This is a genomic window from Streptomyces sp. NPDC045026 (genome assembly GCF_056432625.1).
Genome location: NZ_JBWKIS010000019.1, coordinates 55,104 through 74,793, shown reverse-complemented (window position 1 = coordinate 74,793; position 19,690 = coordinate 55,104). Strand labels below are relative to the sequence as shown.

Sequence of the window (19,690 nt, the reverse complement as noted above, 5' to 3'; positions counted from 1 at the left end):
GGCCCTCCAACGCGGCGTGAGCGGCTACTTGCCCACCCGCCTGCGCGTCCTCGCGCCCATCGCGTAGAAGACGAGCCCGATGCCGACGAAGAGCAACAGGGGCACCACCTGGCTCAGTGTGTACTGCGTGCGCTGGCCGGCGAACGACTCCGGCAGCGAGTCCGCCGCGCTGCCCGCCGAGCCGAACCAGCCGACCCCGAAGCCCGGCCAGATCAGCACGATCACGGTGAACGCCACGAACCCGGTGGCGAGGATGCTCACGACCCAGGCGCCCACGCGTCCGCCCGGGACGGCGTACGGGCGCGGTGTGTCCGGGTACTTGCGGCGCAGCACGGCGAGGCTGGGGAACGTGATGACGTACGAGATGAAGGTGGTGCAGATCGTCAGACCGAGGCCCGCCGCGAAGTACTTCTCGCCGTTTCCCCCCGTGAGGTTGAGGGCGACCACGAAGAGGATCGAGCCGAGCACCGCGGAGAGGAGGTTCACCCGCACCGGCGTCCCGTGCTTCTCGGAGATGCGGCCGAGCCACGCCGGACCCGCTCCGTCCGCGCAGGCTACGGCCTGCGCGCGGTGAGCGCCCATGGCCCAGGTGACGCCCGAGGTGAGCAGGCCGATGATCAGGCCCGCCGCGGCGACCCCGCCGAACACGGAGCCGAGTCCGGTGAGCGTGACCGCGCCGTCGGCCGCGATCGACCCGCCGTAGACCGTGAACACGGCCTTGCAGGCGTCGATGAAGCCGCCGAGGCTGCCGATCTCGTGGCTGGGCAGTACGAAGAGGATGCCGAGGATCGGGCCGCCGTAGAGGAGCACCGCCGCGAAGCCGGAGCGCAGGATCGACAGGGGGATGTCGCGCCGCGGATTCGTCATCTCCTCGGCCGCGGAGCTGGGCAGTTCGAAGCCTACGTAGTTGAAGATCAGGACCGGGACCAGCGCCACGAAACCGGCGTACGTCGGGACGAACTCACCCGTGGGCAGCGCGTGCACGCCGTGCTCGAAGGCGAACACCACCACGGAGACCAGGAAGAACCCGAGGAGCACGATCCGGGCGACGGCGCCCGCGATGGGCACCCACTTGCCGATCCGCACGGACTGTACGACGGCCAGCGCACCGCCCCAGATGAAGACGAGCCCGGCCGCGTACTTCCAGAGCCCCGGCAGCGGGGTGAAGAACTCCTCCCACGTGGTGAGCGCGATGATGCACAGACTGCCGCCCACCCAGACGGGGTTGGAGATCCAGTACAGGAGCTGGTTCACCCCGGCGACGAGCCGCCCGAACGCCAGGCGCGTCCACACGTAGGGTCCGCCCTGCACGGGGAAGGCCGAGCCGAGTTCGGCCACGAGCAGTCCGTACGGGAGGAAGAACGCGAGGGCGAGGATCGCCATCCAGGTCAGGCCCTGCGGACCCTGCGCGGCCACGGAGCCGATCGTGTCGAGGCCGACCAGGGTGCAGATCAGGAAGAACAGGACGTCCAGCCTGCGCAGGTCCTTCTTGAGCCTGGAGCGCTGTTCACCCCATCCCTCGGACAGGTCGGGTGCGCCTGTGGACGGCTCGGACGACTCGGATGGCTCGACGGGCGGTTTCGGCGGCTTCGGCGGCGCTTGGGTCACGGGGAAACTCCTGCTGCAATGCGGGGCACGGGGCGTGACGGTTGTTCTCAGGACGGCCTATTGACTGAACGGCCAGTCAGTAAGCGAGACTGTGGCGGGCGCCACTGGGCGCTGTCAAGAGTCATGCACGAGCCGTTCGCACGGCCTTCGCCGCGCGGCGCCGGACGTCGGTGCCCGTGTGTAGTGTTACCGCGTGGCAAGAGTGCGGTTGAGCGTGGCCGAGCGGCGCGAAGAGTTGCTGCGGGCCGCCATCGAGCAGATCGAGGCGCGGGGCGTGGCAGCCGTGCGCATCGCCGACGTCGCCGCAGCGCTCGGGGTGAGCAACGCGCTGGTTCTGTACCACTTCTCGACGAAGGAAAAGCTCGTCGCTGCCGCGTTCGCGCATGCCGCCGAGGGCGACCTGGCACATCTGCGCAAGCTGCTCGGCAAGCGCACGACGGCGCTGCGCCGGCTGCGCTCGGCCGTGCGGTGGTACGCGCCGACCGGACAGGCCAAGGGCTGGCGGCTGTGGATCGAGGGCTGGTCCGCGGCGCTGCGTGAGCCCGCGCTGCGGGAGGTCACCCGCGACCTGGACAAGCAGTGGAAGGCGGCGCTCACCGAGGTCGTCGCGGAGGGCGTGGCGGCCGGCGAGTTCCGCTGCCCGGACCCGGCGGGCGCCGCGCTGCGCCTGACGGCGCTCCTCGACGGTCTCGCGGTGCAGATGACCGCCTATACGGGGACGGTCTCGCGGGCCCGCATGCAGGAGTGGGTCGACGACGCGCTGGCCCGGGAGTTGGGGCTCGAGCGGTCGGACCTGACGGCTACGGCGGCGACGTCGGGCTGACGGCACCGCGACGTCGGGCTCCGACGGGAGCCCGGGGTGACCGCGCAGAAATGACGCGGGGGAGCCGCCCCCCAAGGGCAAGCTCCCCCATCACACGCCCGGCTCCCGTCAGAGCGGCAGCAGATCCGGCCGCTTCGCCGCCACGTGATCCCCGGACGACTCGCCGCGCAGCCGTCGGCCGATCCACGGCACCAGGAATTCCCGCGCCCAGTGGATGTCGTCGCGCCGCACTTCCAGCGTGCCGCGCGGCGGCTGCACCGGCCACGGCTGGTCCGGGTCCGCCGGCACCTCGACGCCGAGCGCCTGCCCGGCCCGCAGCGCCACCCGCGTGTGCCCCTCGGGCGAGAGGTGGAGCCGATCGTCGTCCCAGGCACGGCGGTCCTGGACGGTCTTGAGGGACCACAGGTCGAGCACCGGGCAGCCGTAGCGGTCGGCGACCGCGCGCACATGCCCGTTGTACGTCGCGATCTTGCCGCGCAGATGCTTGAGGACCGGCACGTCCCGGGTGTCGAAGCCGGTGGTCACCATGACCGTGCCGACGGCGGAGGTCAGCTTGGCCACGGCCTTCTCGAAGCGCTCCGCCACGTCGTCGGGGTCGGTGCCGGGACGGATGATGTCGTTGCCGCCGGCGGCGAAGGTCACCAGGTCCGGGGCGAGTTCGACGGCGCGCGGGAGCTGGTCCTCCACGATCTGGTCGAGGAGCTTGCCGCGCACGGCGAGGTTCGCGTACCGGAAGGAGTGCTCGGGGGTCCGGTCGTCCAGGAGGACGGCGAGACGGTCGGCCCAGCCCACGAAGGCCCCGTCGGGACCGGGGTCCCCGACGCCTTCGGTGAAGCTGTCCCCCACCGCCGCGTAGGACCGAATCGTGCCGCCGCTGAGTGATCTCGATTCGTTTGCCACGACCACACATCTTTCACCCTGCGATGTGACCTACGCGACCGTAAGAAGGGGTTGACGGGTGGTGATATAGCCCACCCGGTCAGTTTCGCGATTTCAGGAATACGACGGGGGTCGGGGATACGGCGCATGGGCACGACGCAGGAACACGACAAAGGGGCGGCCCCGGAACCGGACCCGCCCCTTCATGTCATGCCATGGAGGTCAGAGCGAGACCCCGTGCCCACGGAGGTACGCGGCCGGGTCCACGTCCGAGCCGTAGCTCGCGGTGGTGCGGATCTCGAAGTGCAGGTGCGGTCCCGTGACGTTGCCGGTCGCGCCGGAGAGGCCGATCTGCTGACCCTCGGTCACGGCCTGTCCGGACGAGACGGAGAGGGACGACATGTGGGCGTACTGCGAGAACTTGCCGTCGGCGTGCTGAATGACGACCTCGTTGCCGTACGCGCCGTCAAGGCCGGCCGACACGACGGTGCCCGCGGCGATGGCCTTGATCGAGGTGCCCGTCGGGACCACGAAGTCGACACCGGTGTGGTAGCCGCTGGACCACATGGCGCCTGCGGTCTTGTACGCCGTGCCGATGGAGGCGCCCTGGACGGGCAGCGTGTAGCCGGCACCGGTGGTGGTCGCCGCCGCGGTCTTGGGCGCGGCGGCCTGCGTGGCGGTGGCCGGGGACTTCGCGGCGGGTGCCGCGGCCTGCTGGCCGATCGTCAGCTTCAGGCCCGGACGGATCGAGGACGGGTCGCCGCCGATGACCGAGCGGTTGTCGGAGTAGAGCTTCTTCCAGCCGCCGCTGACGTGCTGAGCGTCGGCGATCTTCGAAAGGGTGTCCCCGTCCTTCACGGCATAGGTCTTGGCCGCGGCAGGAGCGGCGGCGGCCTGTGCGACCGAGTGGGCGGCAGCGGGGGTCGCGGCGTGGGCACCGGTGGCACCCATCAGCGGCAGCGCGAGCGCGACGCCGCCCACTCCGGCCACGGCGATCGAGCGCGCGAAGCGCTGGGACTTGGGACGGCGGTGCTTACCCTTCGCGGGCATGGGGGATTCCTCTCCGTCGCCTGCGAGGTGAGCTGTCGGGTTCGGGCTGGAGCTGCCCGGCCGCGCGCCTTTCGGGCGCGGCTTCACCCCGAGCCGTGCCCGGTGTCCCGGAAACGGCGATCTACCTGGGTCCCCCGCTCCTGCCGAGCACGGATCGAAGTGCGGATTCCGGGCGGCGGCAGGATGAGGCGGTCCGTCCGGATTGCGCCGAACGTAAGCGAGCGGGGAGCGCGGGGACAAGGCGCGAATCCCCTTGGGCATTCCGGTTCTTGATCCTTAAATGACCCTTTCCGGAAAAATCCGTCACACTCCGTCTATTCACGATCTTTGCAACTGCGATACCTGCGGGAAATTCTCCCGGCCCGGCCGCCACGCACGGTCACCGCTATGACCCTGCTCACGCAACGCCCACCATCTGCCCCGATTTCAGGAACAGTTACCCCGTAACTCGCGTATGCCCACATACCCCCCATTCAGGACATTCGACGCGCAATCGCCAGCCGCCCTCTCACATGGTTGCCCCTGGCAGCCATGTCGTATCGTCGAAGGCGCCCGCAGGCGAGCAGCGCCGCGGCCGACCGGGAGGAGCCCCCGTGACGCAGCAGGTCCCGTCCACCGAGCCCGAGTTGGCCGGAGTGCGCAACTTCCGCGATGTGGGTGGTCTCCCGACCGTGGACGGCCGTCGGGTGAAGCAGGGCGTGCTGTTCCGCAGTGGTCACCTCGCGCACGCCACGGACGAGGACGCCGCGTTCCTCTCCTCGCTCGGGCTGCACACGATCTTCGACTTCCGTAACGCCGCCGACCAGCGCCTCGAAGGGCCCGACGTCACGCTGCCCGGCGTGCGGAACGTGAATCTGCCGCTGACCGACCCGGCGGACGGCGCCGAGTTCTGGCAGATGGTGCGCGACGGCCACCTCGACGAGCTGCGCGCCGCCCTGTCCGAAGGCCAGGCCGCGAACCGCATGATCGAGTCGTACCGGGCGATCATCACGGAGCGCACCGCCGAGCACAGCCAGGTCCTGCACGCCATCGCCGAGGACAGCGTGCCCGCACTCATGCACTGCGCGGCCGGCAAGGACCGCGCGGGCCTCTCGATAGCGGTCACGCTCCTGGCCGTGGGTGTGGAGCGCGACGCCATCGAGGCGGACTACCTGGAGTCAAACGCCACGCACCGCCGCTACAAGGTGCACCGCAGCAGCACCTCGAAGGACGCGATGTCCCCCGAGGTCATGGAGCTGCTGAGCCCCCTGTTCGACGCCCGCGCCACGTATCTGGCGGCCGCCTTCGAGCAGGTCGTGCAGACCTGGGGCTCGACCGACCGCTACCTGGAGGAAGGCCTCAAGCTGTCCCCCGCCCAGCGCGACCGGCTGCGCGAGCGCCTCCTCGACTGAGGCTCAGCGGCCCCACGCTGGGCGCGTCACCCGCGCGACGCCCCCAGCGTGAACAGCAGATAGATGAAGCCCGCGACGAGGTGCCCGGCGAAGACGTAGACGAGCAGGCGCACCCAGATGCCGCGGGGGAGCTTGTCCTCGATGTCGCGGCGGGCGGGCCGCTCCGGCTCGGTCACGTCGTTCGGCTCTGAGCTCATTGGGGACCTCCCTGGGTCCGTTCGCCGGCGCCCGTCGCCGGGCCGAGACACAGCGCGGCGGACGGGCTCTGCAGCAGGGTGTGTACGAAGAGGAGCTCGGCGCCGTCGCGGTCGGCGGCGGCGATCCGGTGCGGGGTGAGCGAGTCGAAGTGCGCGCTGTCCCCCGGCGCGAGCGCGTACGCGGTGTCCCCGAGCCGCAGCCTCAGCCGTCCTTCGAGGACGTACAGCCACTCCTCACCGGGGTGGATCCGCACGATGTCGCCCTGGGCGCCGAACGGCACGTGCACGCGCAGCGCCTGCATGCCGCGCCCCGGGGCGCCCGCCTGCCGGTAGATCCAGCCGCCCGCCTCGGTGGCCTCCATGTCGCCGGAGCGCACGACCGCGTCCCGGTCGGCGGGCATCTCGCCCAGGAGTTCGGAGACCGTCGTACCGTAGGTGCGGGCGAGGGCGAGCAGCATCGGGAGCGAGGGCTGGCGGCGCCCCGTCTCCAGGCGGGAGAGGTGGGCCGGCGAGAGCCCGGCGGCCCGGGCGGCGGCCTCCAGGGTCAGGGCGGCGCGGCGCCGGAGTGCGCGCAGCTGCGGGGCGACGGCGGGCAGCTCCGTGGGTTCCGGAGCCGGCTCCTCAGGTGCAGGGCTCATACCGTCGATTGAGCCAGAGACCTGCCTCTGGGGCAAATTTCTTGCCCCAGAGGCAAACGGCGTCTTCGTTAAGAAGCAGCCGTTTCGCGTTTAAGAAGCAGCCGTCTCGCGAACTCAGCGGTTGGCGACCGCCTGCTTCACCAGCGTCTTGCCGAAGTCCCACATCAGCCCGCCGCCCGAGTGCGCGTCGTCCATGACGGCGGTGAACGCCTCGACGAAGCGGTCCACCTCGCGCTCCCCGATGATCAGCGGCGGGATCAGCTTGATGACCTCCAGGTGGTCACCGGAGACCTGCGTGAGGATCCGGTGCTTCTGGAGCAGCGGCACGACGACCATCTGCGCGAACAGACCCTTGCGCGCGGCCTGGAGCATCGTCCAGCGGCTGCGCAGCTTCAGCGACTTCGGCCGCCCGAACTCGATGCCGATCATCAGGCCGCGCCCGCGTACGTCGCTCAGCAGCTCGTAGCGGTCGACGAGCTCGGCGAGCCGGGTCTTCAGGAGCTCACCGGTGGCCCGGGCGTTCGCGACGACCTCCTCGTTCTCCATCACGGAGAGCACGGCAAGCCCTGCGGCCATGGCCTGCGCGTTCGAGCCGAAGCTGGCCGAGTGCACGAGGACCCGGTCCATGGACGAGTAGACCTTCTTGAAGATCCAGTCCTTGCCGAGCGTCGCACCGACGGGCACATACCCGCCGGAGAGCGCCTTCGCCACGCATACGAGGTCAGGCTCGACCCCCTGGTCGTGCTGATAGGCGTAGAAGTCACCTGTCCTGCCGAGGCCCGTCTGCACCTCGTCCGCGATGAGCAGCGCCTTGTGCTGGTGGAGCAGTTCCTGAGCGGCGCGCAGATAGCCGGGCGGCGCCGCGTGGACTCCCTTGCCCTGGATGGGCTCGACGATCAGCCCGGCCACGTCTCCCTTCGCGAGTTCCGCGCGCAGGGCGTCGAGGTCGCCGAGCGGCACCGCCGTGTCCGGCAGGAGCGGCGCGAAGCCGTCCCGGAATCCGGACTCACCGTTCACGGACAGAGACCCGGTGGTCAGCCCGTGGAAGGCGTGCCCGCAGTACAGGATCCGTGGCTTGCCCGTCGCGTACCGGGCGAACTTCAGCGCCGTCTCGACGGCCTCCGTACCGCTGTTGCCGAAGAAGACCCGGTCCAGGTGCGGGCTGTGCGCGAGCAGCTTCTCGGCGAGCAGACCCGGCAGCGGCTGGCAGTCGAAGCGGGTGAGGTCGGCGAGCGAGGCGTCGAGGACGTCGTGCAGCGCCTTGCGGACGACGGCGTGGTGCCGGCCGAGGCCCATCACACCGAACCCGGCGAGCATGTCCAGGTAGTCGTTGCCGTCCTCGTCCCAGAAGTAGGCGCCTTCCGCCCGCTCGTAGACCTTGTCGAAGCCGATGGTGTGCAGCATGCGCGGGAGCTGGTGGTTGAGGTACTTGGCGTGCAGCTCGTAGCGCTCGGCGCCGCGCTCGGCCAGGAGTCTGGCGAGATCGAACTCCTTGCTCATACGTCGTCGCTCTCCTTGCCGGCCACTAGGGCCCAGGTCTCGGCCTTCAGGGCCATGCTGGCGCCGATCCGTCCGGCGATCTCGACGGGCGTGAGCCCGATGTCGGCGAGCACCTCGCCGCGCTTGGCGTGCGCGAGGAACTGGTCGGGGATCCCGAACCGCCTTACGGGGACGTCGACTTCGGCCTCGCCGAGCGCGAGCGCCACGGCGGAGCCGACGCCGGCCGCCTTGCTGTTGTCCTCGACGACGGCGACGAGCCGGTGCCGTGCGGCGAGCGGGGCGAGGTCCGGGTCGACGGGTTTGACCCAACGTGGGTCCACCACCGTGCAGTTGATGCCGCGCGCCGCCAGGAGCTCCGCGACCTGGAGGCACACCGGCGCCATGACACCGACGGAGACGAGGAGGATGGCCGGGTCGTCGGACCGGTGCAGTACGTCGAGGCCGCCGATCCGGTCGACCGCCGGGATCTCGGGGCCGACCGACTCCTTCGGGAACCGGATCAGGGTCGGGGCGTCGTCCACGGCGACCGCTTCGCGCAGCTGCGCCCGCAGTTGCTCGGCGTCGCGTGGTGCGGCGATGCGCAGGCCGGGCACGACCTGGAGGACGGACATGTCCCACATGCCGTTGTGCGAGGCGCCGTCGACGCCGGTCACGCCGGCCCGGTCGAGGACGAAGGTCACGCCGCAGTTGTGCAGTGCGACATCCATGAGGAGCTGGTCGAAGGCGCGGTTGAGGAAGGTGGCGTAGACGGCGACGACGGGGTGCAGACCGCCGGTCGCGAGTCCGGCCGCAGAGACCGCCGCGTGCTGCTCGGCGATCCCCACGTCCCACACCCGGCCGGGGAACTCCTCCGCGAACTTGGTGAGTCCGACCGGGTGCAGCATCGCCGCGGTGATCGCCACGACGTCGTCGCGCTCTCGTCCTATGCGGGCGATCTCGTCACCGAACACCGAGGTCCAGGACGGGCCGTTGGACGGTGCGAGCGGCTCGCAGGTGAGCGGGTCCATCACGCCGACGGTGTGGAACCGGTCGGCCTCGTCCGCGAGGGCGGGCTCGTAGCCGCGGCCCTTCTCGGTCAGGCAGTGCACGACCACGGGCCCGTGGAACCGCTTCGCACGTCGCAGCGCCGACTCGACCGCACCCAGGTCGTGCCCGTCGATGGGCCCCACGTACTTGAGCCCCAGGTCCTCGAACATGCCCTGCGGCGCGAAGGCGTCCTTGAACCCCTTCTTGGCGCCGTGCAGGGACTCGTACACGGTGTGGCCGATGACGGGGGTGCGCAGGAGGACGTCCTTGCCCCAGGCGAGGACCTTCTCGTAGCTGTCGGTGGTGCGCAGTGCGGCCAGGTGGTTGGCGAGACCGCCGATGGTCGGGGCGTACGACCGTTCGTTGTCGTTGACGACGATGATCAGCGGGCGGTCCTTGGCGGCCGCGATGTTGTTGAGCGCCTCCCAGGCCATGCCGCCGGTGAGCGCCCCGTCGCCGGTGACGGCGACGACGTGGCCCCGCTCCCCCAGGACCTGGTTGGCCTTGGCGAGGCCGTCCGCCCAGCCGAGCACGGTGGACGCGTGGCTGTTCTCGATGACGTCGTGCTCGGACTCCTCGCGCGAGGGGTAGCCGGACAGGCCCCCCTTCCCGCGCAGCTTCGAGAAGTCCTGACGACCTGTCAGCATCTTGTGTACGTAGCTCTGGTGGCCGGTGTCCCACAGGATCCGGTCCACCGGCGACTCGAAGACCCGGTGCAGGGCGATGGAGAGCTCCACCACCCCCAGGTTGGGTCCCAGATGGCCGCCGGTTCTCGCGACCGCGTGGATCAGGAACTCCCTGATCTCCGCGGCCAGTTCGTCGAGCTGCTCCTCGCTCAGCGCCTTCAGGTCGCGCGGCCCCCGGATGCTTTCCAGAATTGTCACGCTCGGGCCCCCTCTCCGGTTGTTCTCAGCTCACGGTGACGTCGGGTGCGCCCGAGGCCACCCCGGCGTCCGTCATCCGCTCGGCGATCTTCATCGCCTCTTCGATGAGGGTCTCGACGATCTTCGACTCGGGGACGGTCTTGATGACCTCGCCCTTCACGAAGATCTGACCCTTGCCGTTGCCCGATGCGACGCCGAGATCCGCCTCGCGCGCCTCGCCGGGACCGTTGACCACACACCCCATGACGGCGACCCGAAGGGGCACCTCCATCCCGTCGAGGCCCGCGGAGACCTCGTCGGCGAGCTTGTAGACGTCGACCTGCGCCCGCCCGCACGAAGGGCACGACACGATCTCCAGGCGCCGCTGCCGAAGCCCCAGCGACTCCAGGATCTGGATGCCGACCTTGATCTCCTCGACCGGCGGCGCGGACAGCGAGACGCGGATCGTGTCGCCGATCCCCTCACTCAGCAGCGCCCCGAAGGCGACGGCGGACTTGATGGTGCCCTGGAAGGCCGGGCCCGCCTCGGTGACGCCGAGGTGCAGCGGGTAGTCACTGGCCGCGGCGAGCTGGCGGTAGGCGTTCACCATCACGACCGGGTCGTTGTGCTTGACCGAGATCTTGATGTCGCGGAAGCCGTGCTCCTCGAAGAGCGACGCCTCCCACAGCGCCGACTCGACGAGCGCCTCGGGCGTCGCCTTGCCGTACTTCTTCAGCAAACGGGCGTCGAGCGAGCCCGCGTTCACGCCGATGCGGATCGGAGTGCCGTGGTCCTTGGCCGCCTGCGCGATCTCCTTGACCTTGTCGTCGAACTGCTTGATGTTGCCCGGGTTCACCCGGACCGCCGCGCAGCCCGCCTCGATGGCCGCGAAGACGTACTTCGGCTGGAAGTGGATGTCCGCGATGACGGGGATCTGCGACTTCCGCGCGATGGTCGCGAGCGCGTCCGCGTCGTCCTGCGTGGGGCACGCCACCCGCACGATCTGGCAGCCGGACGCCGTCAGTTCGGCGATCTGCTGCAGCGTGGCCCCGATGTCCGAGGTCCGTGTCGTCGTCATCGACTGCACGGACACCGGCGCTCCGCCCCCCACGGCCACCGGCCCGACGTGGATCTGCCGACTCGTTCTGCGGTCGGCGATCGGTCGGACCGGCAGCTCAGGGAGCCCCAATGAGACGGGCTCTCCGGAGGTCATGTCCGTGTCACCCGCGGTTTCCGGAGACGGTCTCGCGGGCGGCGCGGATGGACTCCTTGAGCGATCCCATCGTGGCGAGGACGGCCGTCGGCTCGTAGCCGCAGTGCGCCATGCAGTTGTTGCAGCGCTCGTCCTTGCCCCGCCCGTAGGCATCCCAGTCGGTCTTCTCGATGAGGTCCTTGTACGTGGTCACGTACCCGTCCGCCATCAGGTAGCAGGGCTTCTGCCAGCCGAAGAGCGAGTAGTTCGGGATCGCCCACGCGGTGCACGGGAAGTCGACCTTGCCCTCGAGGAAGTCGAGGAACAGCGGCGAGTGGTTGAGGCGCCAGCGGCGCCTGTTGCCGCCCGCGAAGGCCTTCTTGAAGAGCTCGCGGGTCTGCTCGACGCCCAGGAAGTGCTCCTGGTCGGGCGCCTTCTCGTAGGCGTAGGCGGGCGAGAGCATCATCTCGTCGACCTCGAGGTCGTCGTTGAGGTAGTTCAGGACCTCGATGATGTTCTGCGGGGTGTCCGTGTTGAAGAAGGTGGAGTTCGTGGTGACGCGGAAGCCCCGCTTCTTGGCTTCCTTGATCGCCTCCACCGCCTCGTCGAAGACGCCTTCCTTGGCGACGGACTCGTCGTGGCGCTCGCGCATCCCGTCGATGTGCACCGTGAAGGCGAAGTACGGCGAGGGCTTGAACTTGTCCATCTTCTTGCGCATGAGCAGCGCGTTCGTGCAGAGGAAGACGTACTTCTTCTTCGCCACCAGCTGGCGGACGATCTCGTCGATCTGCGGGTGCATGAGCGGCTCGCCGCCGGCGATGGACACCATCGGCGCACCGGACTCCAGGACGGCACCCACGGCCTGCGCCACGGGCATCCGCTGCTTGAGCACTCCGGCGGGGTGCTGGATCTTTCCGCAGCCCTCGCATTTGAGGTTGCAGGCGTACAGCGGTTCCAGTTCGACAATGAGCGGGAACTTGTCGCGCTTGCGAACCTTCTGTTCAATGAGGTACGTCGCGACCTTGATGGACTGGCGAAGCGGCATGGCCATCTGGCTCACCTCCGGGGGAGCAGCAAAGAACGGTGCCATTCGAAAAATGCGGGAAGCACGGCACGAAGAACGCGGAAAGCCGATATTCCACCGCGCACCGTGCCGATACGGACGAGTTCATGTTCTGGAGCGTCCACGACCACCCGTACGGCCGCAGCCGGGCGCGGGCCCCGCGCGGCCGCCGTGCGCAGCGTGGCCGCGGACTCCATGTCCACGGCGATCGCGCCCGTGGCGAGCAGGTCACCGCGCTCGTGGCCGCGCACGACATGGTCGGAGCCGGTGAGCGGGCCGGTGTGCACGGTCCGTCCCGGTACCGCCCTGACCAGCTCCTTGACGAGGAGTTCCGTGCCGGTGCACGGCGTCGAGCCGTAGGTGTCGCGGGTCTCCTCGGCGACGACCAGGTCGCCCGGGTGCATCCCGGGGGCGAGGCCGGCGCAGAAGCCGGTCGCTACGACGGCCGCGTCGAGCAGGGCCGGGTCCTCCAGGACCCGGGCCACGGACCGCTCGGCCGCCTTGGGGCCCATGCCCGTACGCAGCACGGTCACGGGGGCCGGTGCTCCGGTGCGGGTGCCGGTGCGCAGGGCGAGGTGCTCGATGCCGAGCGCGCAGGCGACCAGCAGCGGGGCGGCGTCCGGCGGGCGCGGGGCCGCCGGTGATCCGGTCATCAGCTCCCCTTGCCCGTCAAGGCCGCCTGGTCGGCGAACGGCTCCCCGTGGACGTACCGGCCGAGTGCCGTGAGCGGGAAGACGTGGCGGTAGAGGTGGTAGTTGATCGAGAAGTCCCACGGGAAGCCGGTGCCGGTGAAGTACGGCTCGTCCCAGGTGCCGTCCTCCAGCTGGGTCTCGGTCAGCCAGGCGGCTCCTCGCTCCACGGCCTTGGAGTCCCGCTCCCCCGCCGACAGGAGCGCCATCAGCGCCCAGGCGGTCTGCGAGGCGGTGGACACGCCGTGGCCCTTCCAGTCCTCGTGGCGGTAGGACCGCAGGTCCTCGCCCCAGCCGCCGTCGTCGTTCTGGACGGATCGGAGCCAGGCGACGGCTCGGCGGACCGCGGGGTGCGAGGGGGGCAGTCCGGCGGCGGTCAGGGCCGGCAGCACCGACCCTGTCCCGTATACGTAGTTGACGCCCCAGCGGCCGAACCAGGCGCCGTTCGGCTCCTGTTCGGCGAGCAGCCATTCGATGCCGCGCCGGGTGCGTGGGTCGTTCGACATGCCCTCGACAGCGAGCATCTCCACCACGTGCCCGGTGACGTCCGCGGACGGGGGGTCGATGACCTCGCCGAAGTCGCAGAACGGCAGCCGGTTGGGGAACGGGCTGGTGTTGTCGACGTCGAAGGCGCCCCAGGCGCCGTTCCTCGACTGCATGCCGAGGTTCCAGCGCACGCCCCGCTCGATGGCCTTCTCCATGCGCGGCCTGTCCGGGTGCCGGACACGGCGCAGGGCGAGGACCACCTCGGCGGTGTCGTCGATGTCGGGGTAGTTGTCGTTGTGGAACTCGAACGCCCAGCCACCCGAGGCCAGTTGGGGCCGGCGGACGGACCAGTCGCCGGGCCGGTCGATCTGCTCCTGGAGCATCCACTCGGCGGCCTTGACGAGCCGGGGGTGGTCGGCGGGCAGGCCGGCGTCGGCGAGGGCGATGACGGCCAGGCAGGTGTCCCATACGGGAGACTGGCAGGCCTCGATCATCCGGGCGCCGTCCTCGCGCCACACGGCGAACCGGTCGAGGGACTCCAACCCCGCCTTCATCACGGGGTGTTCGAGGTCGTAGCCGAGCAGGTGGAGGGCGATGACGGAGTACACCGCCGGGGGCTGGATGCCGCCCCAGCAGCCGTCGTTCTCCTGGCGCTCGATGATCCAGCGGGCGGCCGAGTTCATGGCCGCCTTGCGCAGCCTGCGCGGCGCGACCTTGCGGTACAGGTGCATCGCCTTGTCGAGCCGCTCGAACGCGCCGTCCCAACTCACCACCGGAGCAAGGGGCTTGGCCGGGTTGGGATTCCTCGCGTCGGTGTGGAGCTCGTCGAGCGGGAAGGGTGCGGGCCGTACCGGGCGCTTCGCGGAGACGACCGTGAGCGGCACGATGGTCTGCCGGGCCCAGCAGCCGAAGTCGTAGATGTTGAGCGGCATCCACTTCGGGAAGTAGATGAGTTCCGGGGGCAGTTCGGGCAGGTCGTCCCACTTCCACCAGCCGAACAGGGCCAGCCAGATGCGGGTGAAGACGCGGCTCGCGGCGATGCCGCCCCGCTCCCGGATCCATGCGGAGGCCTTCGCCATGTGCGGCTCGTCGGGGGCGTCCCCGGCCAGGCGCAGGGCCACGTACGCCTCGATGGTGGTGGAGAGTTCGCCCGGGCCGCCGTAGAACGTGGCCCAGGTGCCGTCGTCGCACTGCTCACCGCGGATGAAGAGAGCGGCGGCGCGGGTGGTCGCCTCGTCCCGGATCCCGAGGAACTGACGCAGCAGAAGATCCTCGGCGTCCATCGTGACGTTCGTGTCGAGGTCGCCCTTCCACCAGCCCTGTGCGTCCTGCCGGGCGAGCAGGAAGTCAGCGGCGCGCTGGACGGAACGGGTGGCGGCGTCGTGCGTCCCGGCCGCCCCGGGGCTCGTGTCGGTCAATTGGGCAGTGGTGGCCGAGGTCGCGCCGGGAGCTGCCGCTCCGCTGCTTCCGTCGGTCGTCGCTGTCATGGCTTCCCCTTCGTGCAGTGCTCGATCTCTGCTGGGTCCGCCGTCGGCCGATGCCCTGGATGGACACCGGCCGGCGACTGCGAGTCATATGCGGCCGATAGCGATCATCTCTTTCGTACGACGACGAAGTCCGCGAGCGCGACGAACTGCGCCCGCACGTGGTCCTGCATCTGGACGGAGTCCAGGGCCTCGATGGCGACGGCGTACTGCCGGCGCGCCTCCTCGGCGGTCCAGTCGCGGCCGCCGGCCTCCTCGATGAGGGCGGCGCGGGCCGCGAACTCCTCCTCGGAGAAGGTGTCGAAGTCGTTGCTCTTGGCGTCGGCGGCGAGGAGTTCACCGAGCCGCTCGGACGCGGGGCCGCCCGCGGCGAGCGCGGCGACGACGGGCAGTGACTTCTTACGCTGGCGCAGATCGCTCCAGGTCTGCTTGCCGGTGGCCTCCGGGTCGCCCCAGATGCCGAGCAGGTCGTCCACGGCCTGGAAGGCGAGGCCGAGGTGGTAGCCGTACTTCTCCAGCTGGTCCGCGGTCCGGTCGTCGGCGCCGCCGAGCACGGCGCCGATGGAGGAGGCGCAGGCCAGGAGGGCGCCGGTCTTGTTGCCCTCCATCTCCAGGCACTCCTCGACGGTGACCCGCTCGCGGTGCTCGTAGCTGATGTCCTGCGCCTGCCCGTCGATGAGGGCGCGCGAGGCGGCGGTCAGGCGGCGCGTGGCGCGGCCGGCCTCCACGGTGCCGAGTTCGAGGAGCACCTCGTTGGCGAGAGCGAAGAGGGCGTCGCCGACGAGGATGGCCTGCGCCGGGCCGTGCACCTTCCAGACGGTGTCCCGGTGGCGGCGCTGTTCGTCGCCGTCCATCAGGTCGTCGTGCAGGAGCGAGAAGTTGTGCACCAGCTCGACGGCGACCGCGCCGGGCACGCCCACCTCGGGTGCCGAACCCGGGACCTGGGCGGACAGGACGGCGAGCGCGGGCCGTACGGCCTTGCCGCCGTCGCCGTCGGCCGGGTTGCCCTGGGCGTCGATCCAGCCGAAGTGATATGCGGCGACGGTGTCCATCGGGGGAGCGAGGCGGTCCACGGCCGCCCGCAGCACCGGGGTGGCCAGGGTCCGGCCGCGCTCGAGCAGCGCGGTCACGTCCACCGCGTCGGCGGCCGGTTCGGCCGAGGGCACAGCGGGCACAGGGTCTCCTTTTGTTGCGTCGCCGGGGGCCGGATGGTCCGCCCCCTGGAGATCGAGCTTCATGCCGCCTCCCGGAACAGATGGCCGCGTGGGCGGTCGAGTGCGGCGAGAGCGGCATCGGCGGCGCTGACACCGCTGCGTACCGCGCTTTCCATGGTCGCGGGCCACCCGGTGGCGGTCCACGCGCCGGCCAGGTACAGGCCGGGGGCGTTGGTGCGGGCCGTGGGCCGCAGCGCGCCGACGCCGGGGGCCGGCGCGAAGGTCGCCGTGCGCTCCCGGGTGACGAAGAAGTCGAGTACCTTCGCGCCCCGGGCGGCGGGCAGCAGCCGCTCGAACTCGGGCAGGTAGCGCTCGCGGAGCACGGCGACGGGCTCGTCGATCTCGTCCTGCGCGGCGGACTGCGAGACGGCGAGGTACTGCCCCTCGATGAGTCCGGAGGCTTCCGTGCGGTCGAAGACCCACTGCACGGGCGAGCCGAGCGCGGTGAAGAAGGGCCGCTTGAGGACCTTGCGGTCGTAGACGACGTGCAGGTTGAGGATCGGCGCGGTCCCGATGGCGAGCAGCCGCTCGGCGTCGTCGAGCGCGCCGTCGGGCAGCAGGTCGTACGTCTCACGCTGGGGGACGGCGAGGACGACGGTGTCCGCCGCGATCCGCTCCCCGGGAACCTCCACGCTCCAACGTCCGTTCCCGGTACGGGAGATGGAGGTGACGCGCGTTCGGAGTTCGGTGCGTACGCCCGCGGAGTCGAGCGCCTTGCGGGCGAGAGTGTCGTGGAGTTCACCGAGGGGGACGCGCGCCCAGCCGATGTCGGCCGCGCCCGGTTCGGACAGCAGCCCGGTCTTGAACACCATGGCGGCGAGCCCGAGTGAGGACTCGCCGGCGACGGCGTTCAGGGTGGCGACGCCCACCAGGTCCCACAGAGCCTCGATGGCGCGCGCCGACTGGCCGTGCTCGGCCAGCCAGCTGCCGAAGTCCCGTTCGTCCAGGGCCAGGTCGCCCAGGTCGAGCCCCTTGAGGGCCAGCGCGGCACGCCCGACGTTGGCGCGCTCGGCGAGCGAGAGATGCGGATACGTGACGAGGCTCGCGGCGAGATGCAGCGGGACGGGCAGCGCGGTGCGGCGCAGCCTGCCGAGCCGGTTTCTGTCGGCGTCGAGGACGGGTACGTCGAGGCGTTCCTGCACGGGCGCCAGCGCCGTGCCGTCGATGCGGTCGAGGAACCAGCGGTAGGCGGTGCAGCAGCGCAGGTACACGTGCTGGCCGTTGTCGACGGTGAGGTCGCCGCGCTTGAAGGAGAACGCGAGGCCGCCCAGTCTCGGGCGCCCTTCGAGCAGGGTGACGTCGAGGCCCGCGTCGGCGAGCGCGAGTGCGGCCGTGGTCCCGGCGAGACCGCCGCCGACGACGACCGCGGTCTGCCGTCCGGTGCCGCCGTCGGTGTCCGCGTCCGGCCCGTCGGGCCGCATGTTCCCGGTCCTCATGCGCCCTCCCCTCCGGCCGTTCCGTCAGTGTGCGCGCGATGGTTGAAAAGCGCACGGCAGGCCGCTGAAGTCATGGACGCCGCTTCGCCTCGGAGGGTTGCCCGCCGTTTCCCGTCGGTGCGGTCCGCTCTGTCGGACGTGCTCATCAGACACGCCTCCTGAGGTGCTGCCGGGAGACGCTGCGGGCGTCGAGACCAGACAGGCCGCGCACGGCGACGTAGGCCTTCTCGCGCCCGGGGAGCGAGACGCGGCCGCGCAGAACGGCCTCGGGCTCGCGCTCGATGCGGTCGAGCAGGCGCCGGTAGATGCCGGCCATGGCGGCGACGCAGGCGCCGCTGCGCCGGTCGAGCAGCGGAAGGAGCCGGTACCCCTCGGCGAACAGGGCGCGGGCCCGGCGCACCTCGAAGTGCACGAGACCCGCGAAGTCCGAGCCCGCCGGGGGCGTCGGGGCGTCGAAGCCCGCCGAGCAGCCGAACTTGGCGAGGTCGTCGGCGGGCAGGTAGGTGCGGCCGTCCGCCGCGTCCTCCCGCACGTCGCGCAGGATGTTCGTGAGCTGGAGCGCGAGCCCGAGCGTGTCCGCGTACTCGGAGGCGCGCTCGGCGCCCCGCGCGCCCGGCTCGGTGCCGAAGATGCCGAGCGAGACCCGGCCGATGGCGCCGGCCACGCAGCGGCAGTAGACCTTGAGGTCGTCCCAGGTCTCGTACGTCTCACCGCGCAGATCCATCAGGACCCCGTCGATGAGTTCGTCGAGGCCGCCGAGCGGGATCGGGAACCGGTGCGCGGCATGCGCGAGGGCGACGCCCACCGGGTCGGTGTCGTCCTCCGCCACGTCGCCGTCGCGGATCCGGGCGAGCAGCGCCCGGGTGTCGTCGAGCCGCTCGGCCTTGACGTCCGGCGGCAGCGCGCCGTCGCCGATGTCGTCGACGCGGCGCGAGAACGCGTACACCGCCGACATGGCGCGCCGCTTGGCCGTCGGCAGCAGCCTGATGCCGTAGGCGAAGTTGCGTGCCTGTTGTCCGGTCACGGTCTCGCAGTAGCTGTATGCGGCGAGTACCGCTGCCGACACGTGTTGGTCTGACTCCACGGTCCGGCTCACCCCTCTCCTCGCAGAGTCGCTCCCACCTCACGCAGCAACCGGAGCTTGGTGGGCTTGGGCGGTCCAGGAAGTACGTCGTAGGAAACGGCGCCGATCGCGGTGACCGCCGCCTTCCCCCCTGCCACGAACCCGGCAAGCAGCAGCTTCAGCCTGCCGTGGACGCTACCCACGAGGGGGGTGCCTTCATTCAGGAGACCGAGGGCGCGTTCCGCCTCGAACGCGACCAGGGCGCGCACCGATGCGCCCGCCGTGGGTGCGGCGAGGTCGGACTCCTGAACGTGGAACTGTTTCATGTCCTCGGCGGGCAGATAGATGCGGCCCTGTCGCAGGTCCTCGCCGACGTCCTGAAGGTGTTCGACGATCTGCAGGCCGGTGCACACGGCGTCCGAGAGGCGGATGCGCTCGGCGGTCGCGGTGCCGGTGATCGCGAGGACGAGGCGGCCGACCGGGTTGGCCGAGAGTTCGCAGTAAGCCAGCAGGTCGTCATACGTCTCGTAGCGCGTGACCAGCTGGTCCTGGCGGTTGGCCTGGATGAGGCCGAGGAAGGGTTCGGGGGTGAGGCCGCGGCGGTGCACGGTGGGCTGCAGGGCGCGCAGGAGGGGGTGACGAGGAGTGGATTCGAACACCCGGTGAAGGTCGGCCTCGAAGGCGTCGAGCAAAGCCAGGCGGTCCCCCTCAGCCCGTTCGGGTGACACGCCCAGGAGGCGGGCATCGGCACCGCCGGGAGCGAGGTCGCCGTCACCGATGTCGTCGACGAGGCGGGCGAAGCCGTAGACCGCCATGAGGTCGTCGCGCCAGTCCCGGGGCAGGAAGAAGGGCGCCACCGGAAAATTCTCGTCGGCGGCCTTGTCGAGTGTCGCCCCGGCCGGGGACCCGGCGGGCGCTCCCGATGATCCCGTCACCACGCGCTGCCCGGTACCAGGACGGCGAAAGCATCGTGGAGCTGGAGAGTTTCCATAGCCATTGCCGTCACACATCCCGTTCTACACTGCTGACCCAAAACATCCCATTTCGGACACGCCGCCCAACCTGACGCGCGGCAGACCGACCCCTGA

18 protein-coding genes and 1 riboswitch are annotated in these 19,690 nt (G+C 70.5%); of the genes, 2 read left to right on the top strand and 16 right to left on the bottom strand.

Annotated elements, in window-relative coordinates:
- Positions 1-24: 24 nt before the first annotated feature.
- Positions 25-1,608, bottom strand: a complete 1,584-nt coding sequence (locus tag AC07EJ_RS31450) for an APC family permease (protein WP_393583239.1) — start codon at positions 1,606-1,608, stop codon at positions 25-27.
- A gap of 193 nt (positions 1,609-1,801) precedes the next feature.
- Between AC07EJ_RS31450 and AC07EJ_RS31445 the strand changes: the two genes are divergently transcribed.
- Positions 1,802-2,431, top strand: a complete 630-nt coding sequence (locus tag AC07EJ_RS31445; RefSeq protein ID WP_389481388.1) for a TetR/AcrR family transcriptional regulator — start codon at positions 1,802-1,804, stop codon at positions 2,429-2,431.
- A gap of 108 nt (positions 2,432-2,539) precedes the next feature.
- Here the strand turns inward: AC07EJ_RS31445 and AC07EJ_RS31440 are convergent, their stop codons facing one another.
- Entirely contained in the window at positions 2,540-3,331 is a 792-nt protein-coding gene (locus AC07EJ_RS31440) for an SGNH/GDSL hydrolase family protein (RefSeq protein ID WP_478885533.1), read from the bottom strand.
- Positions 3,332-3,532: 201 nt separating this feature from the next.
- Positions 3,533-4,360: a LysM peptidoglycan-binding domain-containing M23 family metallopeptidase gene (locus AC07EJ_RS31435; RefSeq protein WP_389481391.1), complete on the bottom strand. Its 828-nt coding sequence runs from the start codon at positions 4,358-4,360 to the stop codon at positions 3,533-3,535.
- A 4-nt stretch (positions 4,361-4,364) separates the two neighbouring features.
- Positions 4,365-4,545: riboswitch (cyclic di-AMP (ydaO/yuaA leader) on the bottom strand.
- Positions 4,546-4,953: 408 nt separating this feature from the next.
- Here AC07EJ_RS31435 and AC07EJ_RS31430 point away from each other — a divergent pair.
- The gene (locus AC07EJ_RS31430; RefSeq protein WP_389481394.1) at positions 4,954-5,751 is read left to right on the top strand and encodes a tyrosine-protein phosphatase; all 798 of its coding nucleotides are present in this window, start codon (positions 4,954-4,956) and stop codon (positions 5,749-5,751) included.
- Between the two features lie 26 nt (positions 5,752-5,777).
- Here AC07EJ_RS31430 and AC07EJ_RS31425 read toward each other — a convergent pair whose 3' ends face one another.
- From AC07EJ_RS31425 to hpnC, 13 genes are all read right to left on the bottom strand, one after another.
- Positions 5,778-5,948 carry a DUF6126 family protein gene (locus AC07EJ_RS31425; RefSeq protein WP_326710135.1) on the bottom strand — a complete coding sequence of 57 codons (171 nt, stop codon included), beginning with the start codon at positions 5,946-5,948 and terminating at the stop codon, positions 5,778-5,780.
- Positions 5,945-6,586, bottom strand: a complete 642-nt coding sequence (locus AC07EJ_RS31420) for a helix-turn-helix domain-containing protein (RefSeq protein ID WP_389481398.1) — start codon at positions 6,584-6,586, stop codon at positions 5,945-5,947. The genes AC07EJ_RS31425 and AC07EJ_RS31420 overlap by 4 nt, the downstream gene beginning before the upstream one ends.
- A gap of 114 nt (positions 6,587-6,700) precedes the next feature.
- Entirely contained in the window at positions 6,701-8,086 is a 1,386-nt protein-coding gene (locus tag AC07EJ_RS31415; RefSeq protein WP_389481400.1) for an aspartate aminotransferase family protein, read from the bottom strand.
- Positions 8,083-9,996: a 1-deoxy-D-xylulose-5-phosphate synthase gene (gene dxs, locus AC07EJ_RS31410; protein ID WP_478885532.1), complete on the bottom strand. Its 1,914-nt coding sequence runs from the start codon at positions 9,994-9,996 to the stop codon at positions 8,083-8,085. The genes AC07EJ_RS31415 and dxs overlap by 4 nt, the downstream gene beginning before the upstream one ends.
- A 25-nt stretch (positions 9,997-10,021) precedes the next feature.
- A complete protein-coding gene (gene ispG / locus AC07EJ_RS31405; protein WP_389481405.1) occupies positions 10,022-11,188 on the bottom strand; it encodes a flavodoxin-dependent (E)-4-hydroxy-3-methylbut-2-enyl-diphosphate synthase in 1,167 nt (388 codons plus the stop codon).
- A 7-nt stretch (positions 11,189-11,195) separates the two neighbouring features.
- Positions 11,196-12,218, bottom strand: coding sequence for an adenosyl-hopene transferase HpnH (gene hpnH / locus AC07EJ_RS31400; RefSeq protein ID WP_389481407.1), 1,023 nt, complete (start codon positions 12,216-12,218; stop codon positions 11,196-11,198).
- A gap of 5 nt (positions 12,219-12,223) precedes the next feature.
- Positions 12,224-12,883 carry a phosphorylase family protein gene (locus tag AC07EJ_RS31395; RefSeq protein ID WP_389481409.1) on the bottom strand — a complete coding sequence of 220 codons (660 nt, stop codon included), beginning with the start codon at positions 12,881-12,883 and terminating at the stop codon, positions 12,224-12,226.
- Complete coding sequence (shc, locus tag AC07EJ_RS31390) at positions 12,883-14,892, bottom strand: squalene--hopene cyclase (protein WP_389481412.1); 2,010 nt, start codon at positions 14,890-14,892, stop codon at positions 12,883-12,885. The genes AC07EJ_RS31395 and shc overlap by 1 nt, the downstream gene beginning before the upstream one ends.
- 104 nt (positions 14,893-14,996) lie before the next feature.
- The gene (locus AC07EJ_RS31385) at positions 14,997-16,127 is read right to left on the bottom strand and encodes a polyprenyl synthetase family protein (protein ID WP_389481414.1); all 1,131 of its coding nucleotides are present in this window, start codon (positions 16,125-16,127) and stop codon (positions 14,997-14,999) included.
- Positions 16,124-17,539: a hydroxysqualene dehydroxylase HpnE gene (hpnE, locus tag AC07EJ_RS31380; RefSeq protein WP_478885531.1), complete on the bottom strand. Its 1,416-nt coding sequence runs from the start codon at positions 17,537-17,539 to the stop codon at positions 16,124-16,126. Before hpnE ends, AC07EJ_RS31385 begins: the two co-directional genes overlap by 4 nt.
- Complete coding sequence (locus AC07EJ_RS31375) at positions 17,536-17,685, bottom strand: DUF6380 family protein (protein ID WP_389481416.1); 150 nt, start codon at positions 17,683-17,685, stop codon at positions 17,536-17,538. The genes hpnE and AC07EJ_RS31375 overlap by 4 nt, the downstream gene beginning before the upstream one ends.
- Positions 17,685-18,635, bottom strand: coding sequence for a presqualene diphosphate synthase HpnD (hpnD, locus tag AC07EJ_RS31370; protein WP_389481418.1), 951 nt, complete (start codon positions 18,633-18,635; stop codon positions 17,685-17,687). The genes AC07EJ_RS31375 and hpnD overlap by 1 nt, the downstream gene beginning before the upstream one ends.
- Positions 18,632-19,537 carry a squalene synthase HpnC gene (gene hpnC, locus AC07EJ_RS31365; RefSeq protein ID WP_389481530.1) on the bottom strand — a complete coding sequence of 302 codons (906 nt, stop codon included), beginning with the start codon at positions 19,535-19,537 and terminating at the stop codon, positions 18,632-18,634. The genes hpnD and hpnC overlap by 4 nt, the downstream gene beginning before the upstream one ends.
- Positions 19,538-19,690: the final 153 nt, after the last annotated feature.